Here is an 8,993-nt window from a genome sequence, read left to right as displayed (position 1 = left end):
CCGACAGCGGCAGGACGCCGCCGGTCACCCGCTTGCCCACGACCAACAGGTCGGGCGAGATCGCGGCGTGCTCGCTGGCGAACCAGCGCCCGGTCGCGCCGATCCCGGTGGCCACCTCGTCGATGAGCATGGCCGCGCCCGACGAGTCGCACAGTCCCCGCACGCCGCGCAGGAACGCCGGATCGTGAGTCAGCATGCCGCCCGCCGCCTGCACCAAGGGCTCGACGACGATGGCGCAGACGCGCGACCCTTCACGCGCCAGCACCGCCCGCATCTCATCCAGCACCTCGTCCGCTCGGGCGGCTCGCGTCTGGCCCGGCTTGAGCACTCCCGGCGACCCGACCATGCGGGTCTCGATGAGGAGCGGGCGGTAGGTGGCGTGGAACAGCTCGACGCCGCCGAGCGAGACCGCGCCCAGCGTGTCACCGTGGTAGCCCTCGGCGCAGTGGATGTAGAGCGGACGGTCCTCACCGCGTTGGGCCGCCGCCTGGTAGGCCATCTTGATCGCAGCCTCTGCGGCGGACGACCCGTCGCCGGCGAAGAAGACCTTGGTCAACCCGGCCGGGGCCACCCGCAGCAACTCCTCGGCCACCCGGATTCCCGGTTCGTGCGTGAGCCCGAGGAACGTCGAATGGTCGAGGCGGGCAAGCTGAGCGGTGATGGCGTCGTTGATCTCGGGCGTGCCGTGCCCGTGCACCGTCACCCACAGCGACGAGACGCCGTCGAGGTAGCGGCGACCGTCGGTGTCGTACAGGTACCGCCCGGCCGCCCGGTCGATGACGAGCGGGTCGTCTGCGGGCCAGAGGGCGTGCTGGGTGAACGGATGCCAGACGGCGGCAAGGTCACGGGCGACGAGGTCAGCGGCCGGCTCCACCCGCACAGAATCTCAGACGGCCGGCGAGCGACCGTCTTCGACGTCCGGGTCAGGTCAGGTCGACGCCCAGCCGGTAGCCGCGCTTGACCACGGTCTGGATGATCGCCGGGTCGCCGAGAGCGGTGCGCAGCCGACCGATCGCGACCTCCACCGCGTGGCCCTCGCTCGACTCCCCGGGCAGCAGCCGGCCCAGTGCCTCGCGGGAGAAGACCTGGCCCGGGCGCCCGGCCAATTCGCGCAGCAGTGTCATTCCCGCACCGTGCAGGGGCAGCAGCTCGTCGTCGAGGACGACCGCGCAGCCCCGCAGCTCGAGGCGGTGGCCGGCCGGAGCCAGCACCTCGGCCCGGGCCGGCAGCTGCTCGACGACCTCCTTGACCAGCGCGCCGAGTCGGAACCGGGCCGGCATCACCACCGGAATGTCGGCCCGCAGCAATGGCGCGGCCGTCACCGACCCGACGGCCGCGCACAGCACCGGCCCTTTCATCGCGGTGCGCAGCTCGGGGCCGCAGCCCAACTCGTCGGCCGTGCGCAGGAAGTTCACCGCGGCCGGAGCGCTGGTGAACGTGACACAGTCGAGCGTCGCGGTGGCGGTGGCCTCGATGAGGCGCCGCAGCGGCAGCTCGTCCTCCGGCGGCACCCAGCGGTACACGGGCACCTCGATCACCTCGGCGCCGGCCGCCCGCAAGGTATCGACGAGGTCGCGAAGCGGTTCGCCGTGCAGCTGGACGGCCACCCGACGGCCGGCGACCTCGTAGTTGGCGAGCAGGTGCTCGAGCACCTCGGTGGTCGACTCGGACTCGGGCGACCAGGCCTCGCGCAGTTCGGTGACCCGCACCGCACCGCGGACCTTCGGGCCGCGCGCGAGGATCGCGGACCGGCTGAGGGCCGCGATCAGCGGTTCGGCCAGGCCCCAGGTCTCGGCCGCGTCGATCCAGCCGCGGAAGCCGATCCCGGTCGTGGCGACGACGTAGTCCAGTGGAGTGTCCAGGCACCGCTTCGTCGCATCGAGCAGCTCGGAGTCGTCGGCGAGCGGCACGATGCGGATCGCCGGACCGTAGACGACGCGGGCGCCGCGCCGTTCGAGCGCGGCGCCGAGTTCCTCGCGGCGCCGGGCCGCGGTGATGCCGACGGTGTAGCCGGCCAGGGCCGGGATCGCACTCATGACGAATCAGGGACGCGCAACCGCACCTCGACCAGGCCGTCGCGGCAGCGCACGTCGTGCACCGGGACCGCGACGTCCGGATCGCTGAGGCAGCGGCCCGTCCGCAGATCGAAGGCCTGCTTGAACAGCGGCGAGGCCACGGTCGGCGCGTCGCCGCGGGAACCGACGATGCCCCGCGACAGCACGAAGGCCCCGCTGAACGGGTCCTGGTTTCCGAGGGCGTGCAGCATCCCGTCAAAGGTACGGAACACCGCCACCTGCTGGCCCTCTACGAGAGCAGCGACGCCCCGCTCGGGCAGAAGTGCCTGATACGAGCAGACGCAGACCCACGTCCGCACGAGTTGCGCCGTCATCGCGGCGTCAGCTCCAGCACCGGGCGCTTCTGGTCGCGCTCGGGCCGGAACCGGATGCTCGGGTCGGGTGCCTCGGGCGCGTTCACGAACGACACGAACCGCGACAAGCGCTCGGGGTCGGCCAGCACGTCGGCCCACTCGTCGGAGTAGTTCTCGACGTGCCGCGCCATTGCCGCGTCGAGCTCGGCGCAGATGCCCAGTGAGTCGTCGACGATCACGGCGCGCAGGTAGTCCAGGCCGCCGTCCATCGCCTCGATCCACGGCGCCGTGCGCTGTAGGCGGTCGGCTGTGCGGATGTAGAACATCAAAAACCGGTCGATGGTGCGCAGCAGGGTTTCGGTGTCGACGTCCTGAAGCAGCAGGTCGGCATGCCGGGGACGGAAGCCGCCGTTGCCACCGACGAACAGGTTCCAGCCGTTCTCCGTCGCGATGACGCCGAAGTCCTTGCTCTGCGCCTCGGCGCACTCGCGGGCACATCCGGACACCGCCGACTTGATCTTGTGCGGCGCGCGCAGGCCGCGGTAGCGCAGCTCCAGCTCGATGGCCAGGCTCACCGAGTCCTGCACCCCGAAGCGGCACCACGTCGAGCCGACGCATGACTTCACCGTGCGCAGCGCCTTGCCGTAGGCGTGGCCGGACTCGAAACCGGCGTCGACGAGCCGGCGCCAGATCAGCGGCAGCTGCTCGACCCGCGCGCCCAACAGGTCGATTCGCTGCCCGCCGGTGATCTTGGTGTAAAGGTCGAAGTCGCGAGCGATCTCGCCGATGACGATCAGTTTGTCCGGGGTGATCTCGCCGCCAGCGATGCGCGGCACGACTGAGTACGTCCCGTTGCGTTGCATGTTGGCGAGGAAGTGGTCGTTGGTGTCCTGCAGTGCGGCCCGCTCGCCGTCGAGGACGTGGCCGCCGCCCAGGCTCGCCAAGATGGAGGCCACCGTCGGCTTGCAGATGTCGCAGCCGCGCCCGTTGCCGTGCTTGTCGACGAGCTCGGTGAAGGTGTTGATCGCGGTGACGCGCACGATGTCGAAGAGTTGGGCCCGCGAGTAGGCGAAGTGCTCGCACAGTGCGGTGCTCAGCTCGACCCCGCTCTCGGCGAGCAGCGTCTTGAGCAGCGGGACGCACGACCCGCACGACGTGCCCGCCTTTGTGCAGGCCTTCACGGCGGGAACATCGGTGAGGCCGTGCTCCTTGATCGCCGAACAGATGGCGCCCTTGGTGACGGCCTGGCACGAGCAGACCTGGGCGCCGTCCGGCATGGCGCCGGCCCCGATGGCGACGCCGCCCTCCGGCGAGATGAGCGCCAGCGGGTCACCGGGCAACGGCGCCCCCACCAGCGGGCGCAGCAGCGAGTAGCGCGAGGCGTCGCCGACGAGGATGCCGCCGAGCAGCGTCGACGCGTCGTCGGACACCACCAGCTTGGCGTAGCTGCGCTGCACCGGATCGTTGACGGTCACCTCGAGCGCGCCCGGCGTCGCGGCGTGGGCATCGCCGAAGCTGGCCACGTCCACGCCGAGCAGCTTCAGCTTGGTGGACGTGTCGGCGCCGGGGAATTCGGCGTCGCCGCCGAGCAGCCGGTCGGCCACCACCTCCGCCATCGCGAAGCCGGGGCCGACCAGGCCGTAGGCCACGCCGTCGATGCTGGCGCACTCCCCGATCGCGAAGATCCGTTCGTCCGCCGTTCGGCAACCGAGATCGACGCCGATGCCCCCGCGCGGCCCGATGTCGAGACCGGCGGCGCGGCCGAGCTCGTCCCGGGGCCGGACCCCGGCGGAGAACAGGACCAGGTCGAGGTCGAGCTCGACGCCGTTGGTCAGGGCGGCGAGCAGCCGGCCGCGGTCCGGCTCGATGCGCTCGACCGACGTGGCGGTGTGAACGGTGACGTCGAGCGCTTCGATCATCTGCCGCAGCAGGCTGCCGCCGCCCTCGTCCACCTGCAGCGGCATCAGCCGCGGCGCCAGTTCGACGACGTGCGGCGACAGCCCAAGCGCCCGCAGCGCCCGGGCGGCCTCGAGCCCGAGCAGGCCACCGCCGACCACCATGGCGGCTGGCCGGGCGCCACGCCGGTGCGCGGCGGCGTCGGCGGCGGCGCGGATGGCGTCGAGGTCGTCGAGCGTGCGGTAGACGAAGCAGCCCGGAAGGTCGCGTCCGGGCACCGGCGGGACGAACGGGTAGGAGCCGGTGGCCAGCACGAGGGCGTCGTAGCCGATCGTGCGGCCGCGGCTCGTCGTGACGCTGCAGGCCGCTCGGTCGATGCCCGTGACCGTCTCGCCGAGGTGCAGCGTCCGCGCTGCGTCGTCGTAACAACCGTCGGCCACGACGTCGAGCTCCTCGGCGCTCACCCCGTCGAAATAGGACGACAGCGCGACCCGGTCGTACGCACGGCGGGTTTCCTCGCCCAGCACGGTGACCTGCCACTCGGCGTTCTTGTCGCGCTCGTGTAGCGCTTCGACGAAGCGCTGTCCGACTAGGCCGTTGCCGGCGACGACGACCCGGGTCATGCCAGCGCGGAGGCAGGCTCGCGCACGCCGGCCGGACTCGGCTTGACCGCAGCCGGAACCGGCCGCTTGGGCCGCGCGGAGAAGGCATAGGGCAGGCCCACGACCAGAGCGCCACCGACGACGTTGCCGGGCACGGTCAGCAGCAGGTTGTGCGCCAGATCGCTCCAGTTCGCGGCGTTGTTGAAGATCGCCAGCGAGAAGATCGTCATGTTGGCGACCGAGTGTTCGAAGCCGCTGGCGATGAAGGCGAGCAGCGCCCAGAAGAGCACCGCCAACTTGGCTCCGTCGCTGCGGGTGCGGATCGCCATCCACAGACCGAGGCAGACGAGTGCGTTGCAGAGCAGCGCGCGCCAGAACAGCTGACCGTCGGTGGCGTGCATCTTGTTGGTGACGAGCGTCGTGATCATGCCTTCGCCGGCGGGCTTCTCGCCGGGTGGCGCGGTGTCGAGGACGCCGCTCGAATGCACGACCGCGGCAAGGGCCACCGAGCCGACGAAGTTGCCCACCAGCGACGCGAGGTTGACCATCAAGGCGGCCCCAGCGCTGACGCCACCACGCAACCAGCCGATCAACATCACCATGTTATTGCCGGTGAAGAGCTCCGCGCCGGCGAAGACGACCAGCGTCAGCGCGATGCCGAACACTGCGCCCTGGACGAGCTTGGTTGCCGGCGAGGTGGCCGCGGCGAGCGGGCCGGCGACGCTGGCAAGCAGCACGACCGCGATGCCGACGTAGGCGCCGGCCAGCGCGGCGAGCGCGCTGTAGCGCAGCGGCGAGCGGACGGTCTCGGCCTTGTCGACGGCCTGGGCGCAGACATCGTCGATGGCGTCGGAACAGGGAATCGGCATCTGGGTCCTCCGGGGTCGTAACGGACGTCCCGAAGTTATGAACCATGCGTTTCGTCAGTGGTCACGCGCTGATGACCTCCAGGTCAACGAGTCCCGTCGGCGCCGCCGAGCGTCCTGTGCGCATCTTGAAACGCGCGTGAAACAGCTCACCGCGCCTCTCCGGGGACGCCGGCCGGATGAGAGGTGCGCGTAGTCGTCCCGTAACAGGACCGACCCCGGCGCAACACGTGCCCGGGTGAGGCTCGTGTCGTGCCCACCGCGACGCACTGCCCTTACTGCGCTCTGCAGTGCGGCATGACCGTCACGCCCACGCCGGTCGGCCTCGAGATCGGCGCGCGTGACTTCCCCACCAACCGCGGCGGCCTGTGCCAGAAGGGTTGGACGTCGGCCGACCTGCTGACCTCGGGCGCCCGGCTGACCACACCCCTGGCCCGCGATCGCCGGGATCAGCCGTTGCGGCCGGTGACCTGGGACGACGCGCTCGACCGCGTCGCGGAAGCGATCCGGGCGACGCAGTCGGCGCACGGCCTGGACGCGGTCGGGGTGTTCGGCGGCGGCGGGCTCACCAACGAGAAGGCGTACACGCTCGGCAAGTTCGCGCGGGTTGCGCTGCGGACGTCGGCCATCGACTACAACGGCCGGTTCTGCATGTCCTCCGCGGCCGCGGCCGGCACCCGGGCGTTCGGTGTCGACCGGGGACTGCCCTTCCCGCTACCCGATCTGGCGCAAGCCGACACGATCCTGCTCGTCGGCAGCAACCCGGCCGAGACGATGCCGCCGTTCACGCGCTGGATCGGCGACCAGCACGCGGCCGGCGGTTCGCTCATCGTCGTCGACCCGCGCCACACCCCCACGGCGCGACGTGCGGCGCTCCACCTGCAGGTCACGCCGGGCACCGATCTCGCGCTGGCCAACGGATTGCTGCATCTCGTGATCGCCGGCGGACACATCGACGAGGAATACGTCCGCGAGCGCACGACGGGCTTCGCCGCGGCGGCGGAGGTCTCGGCCGCCTACTGGCCGGAGCGCGTCGAGCGGATCACCGGCGTGCCGGTCGCCGACCAGCGGGCCGCCGTCGAGCTGCTCGTGCGGGCCCGCCGGGCGATGGTGCTGACCGCCCGTGGCGCCGAACAGCACAGCAAGGGCGTCGACACGGTGAGCGCCCTGATCAACCTCGCCCTCGCGCTCGGGCTGCCGGGCCGCCGTGGCAGCGGCTACGGCTGCCTCACGGGCCAGGGGAACGGTCAGGGCGGCCGCGAGCACGGGCAGAAGGCCGATCAGCTCCCCGGGTACCGGCGGCTGGACGATCCGGCCGCGCGCCGGCACGTGGCCCGGATCTGGGGCGTCGACCCGGCGTCGCTCCCCGGCCCGGGCCGCTCGGCCTACGAGATGCTTTCCACGCTCGGCGAGCCGGACGGAGTGCGCGCGCTGCTCGTCATGGGCAGCAACGTGTCGGTGTCCGTCCCGTCCAGTCGCCGCGTGCACGATGGGCTGTCGCGCCTCGACTTCCTGGCCGTCACCGATCTCGTCCTGTCCGAGACCGCGGCCGGGGCAGACGTCGTGCTGCCGGTCGCGCAGTGGGCCGAGGAGTCCGGGACCATGACCAACCTCGAGGGGCGGGTGCTGCTGCGTCAGCAGGCCCTCGCCCCGCCCCAGGGCGTGCGCACCGATCTCGACGTACTCGCCGGGCTGGCCAAGAGACTGGACGCGCCCGGCAGTTGGCCGACGGAGCCGGTCGTGGTCTTCGACGAGCTCCGCCGGGCGAGCGCGGGCGGCCCGGCCGACTACGCCGGCATCACCTACGAGCGCATCGCCGCCGAGGACGGTGTCTTCTGGCCGTGCCCGGCCGAGACGCACCCGGGTACGCCGCGGATGTTCCTGGACCGCTTCGCCACGCCCGACGGCCGGGCCCGGTTCGTCCCGGTCGAGCACCGGCCGGTCGCCGAGGACATCGACGCCGAGTACCCGATCTATCTGACGACGGGGCGGGTGCTGCAGCACTACCAGAGCGGTGCCCAGACCCGGCGCATCGCGCCGCTCGCCGAGGCGGCGCCCGAGCCGCTCGTCGAGCTGCACCCGGACCTCGCCGAGCTCTGCGCGGTGGACGAGGGCGACCGGGTGCGCGTCATCAGCCGGCGCGGGACGGCGGAGGGCCTCGTCCGGATCACTGAGATGATCCGGGCCGACACGATCTTCATGCCGTTCCACTGGGGCGGCCGGGGATCGGTCAACCTGGTGACGAACGCCGCCCTCGATCCGATCTCGCGAATGCCGGAGTTCAAGGTGTGCGCGGTGCGCCTGGAGCGGATCGGATGACGCGCGTCGTCGTCGTCGGCAACGGCATGGCCGGCGCCCGCTTCGCCCATGAGCTGCTCGATCGCGACCCCGGGCGTCGCTTCACGATCACGGTGGTCGGCGACGAGCCCGGCGGCGCCTACAACCGCGTCCTGCTGTCCAACGTCCTCGCCGGCATCACCCGGGCCGACCGCATCACGACCGCCGGCCCCGACTGGTACGCGGCCCACGGCGTCACGTTGCGCGCCGGGACACCCGTCATCGAGATCGATCGGGCAACGCAGACCGTGCACCTCGCCGGCGGCGGCGCGCTGCCCTACGACGTCCTCGTCCTCGCCACCGGCTCGGCACCGCTGCTGCCGCCGGTACCCGGGCTGCGCCGCCCGGACGGCTCACTGCGGCCCGGCGCGGCGCTGTTCCGCACCCGCGACGACTGCGTGGCCATCGACGGCTGGGCGACGAACGCAACCCGGGCCGTGGTGCTCGGCGCCGGCGTGCTGGGCCTCGAGGCAGCGCGCGCCCTGGCCGGTCGCGGGCTCGCCGTCACGGTGGTGCAGCGCGAGGACCGGCTTATGGAACGCCAGCTCGACGCCGTCGCCGGCCGAGTGCTGCGCCGCACGCTTCGCGGGCTCGGCGTCGACATCGTTGCCGGTGTGACGGCCGCCGAGGTGCACGGGTCGGACCACGTCACCGGGGTCACGCTCAGCGACGGCTCGCACATCGACGCCGAGCTGCTCGTGCTGTGCTGCGGCGTCCGCCCTCGCGTCGACCTCGCGCGCGCCGCCGCACTGGAGGTGCGGTCCGGGGTCGTCGTCGACGACCGGCTGCGGACCGTGAGCGACGAACGGATCTTCGCCATCGGCGAGTGCGCCGAGCACCGCGGCCGGCTCTACGGGCTGGTCGCTCCGGTGTGGGAGCAGGCTCGCGTCGCCGCGGCGGTGCTGGCCGAGGAGTCGTCCGCAG

The 8,993-nt window shown here is 72.1% G+C and carries 7 protein-coding genes; 2 read left to right on the top strand and 5 right to left on the bottom strand.

Going from position 1 to position 8,993, the window contains the following annotated elements; translation table 11 throughout:
• The 5 genes from ABR571_RS16255 to ABR571_RS16235 all read right to left on the bottom strand — a co-directional run.
• Nucleotides 1-874: aminotransferase class III-fold pyridoxal phosphate-dependent enzyme (locus ABR571_RS16255; protein ID WP_409454254.1), on the bottom strand; the 874-nt coding region annotated here is incomplete at its 3' end.
• A 49-nt stretch (nt 875-923) separates the two neighbouring features.
• Nucleotides 924-2,036 (bottom strand): uroporphyrinogen-III synthase, encoded by a 1,113-nt coding sequence (locus tag ABR571_RS16250; RefSeq protein ID WP_409454253.1) that lies wholly within the window; start codon nt 2,034-2,036, stop codon nt 924-926.
• A complete protein-coding gene (gene nirD, locus ABR571_RS16245; RefSeq protein ID WP_409454252.1) occupies nt 2,033-2,389 on the bottom strand; it encodes a nitrite reductase small subunit NirD in 357 nt (118 codons plus the stop codon). Before nirD ends, ABR571_RS16250 begins: the two co-directional genes overlap by 4 nt.
• Nucleotides 2,386-4,887 (bottom strand): nitrite reductase large subunit NirB, encoded by a 2,502-nt coding sequence (gene nirB / locus ABR571_RS16240; protein WP_409454251.1) that lies wholly within the window; start codon nt 4,885-4,887, stop codon nt 2,386-2,388. The genes nirD and nirB overlap by 4 nt, the downstream gene beginning before the upstream one ends.
• Nucleotides 4,884-5,735, bottom strand: coding sequence for a formate/nitrite transporter family protein (locus ABR571_RS16235; RefSeq protein ID WP_409454250.1), 852 nt, complete (start codon nt 5,733-5,735; stop codon nt 4,884-4,886). The genes nirB and ABR571_RS16235 overlap by 4 nt, the downstream gene beginning before the upstream one ends.
• A gap of 249 nt (nt 5,736-5,984) precedes the next feature.
• Between ABR571_RS16235 and ABR571_RS16230 the strand changes: the two genes are divergently transcribed.
• A complete protein-coding gene (locus tag ABR571_RS16230) occupies nt 5,985-8,051 on the top strand; it encodes a molybdopterin oxidoreductase family protein (RefSeq protein ID WP_409454249.1) in 2,067 nt (688 codons plus the stop codon).
• The coding region (locus tag ABR571_RS16225) for an NAD(P)/FAD-dependent oxidoreductase (RefSeq protein ID WP_409454248.1) at nt 8,048-8,993 on the top strand (946 nt) is incomplete at its 3' end. The genes ABR571_RS16230 and ABR571_RS16225, both read left to right, overlap by 4 nt.

This window comes from Jatrophihabitans sp. (assembly GCF_046262535.1).
Taxonomy (GTDB): Bacteria; Actinomycetota; Actinomycetes; order Mycobacteriales; family Jatrophihabitantaceae; genus Jatrophihabitans.
The sequence above is the reverse complement of the archived record's forward strand: the minus strand, read 5'-3'. Positions and strand labels throughout refer to the sequence as shown.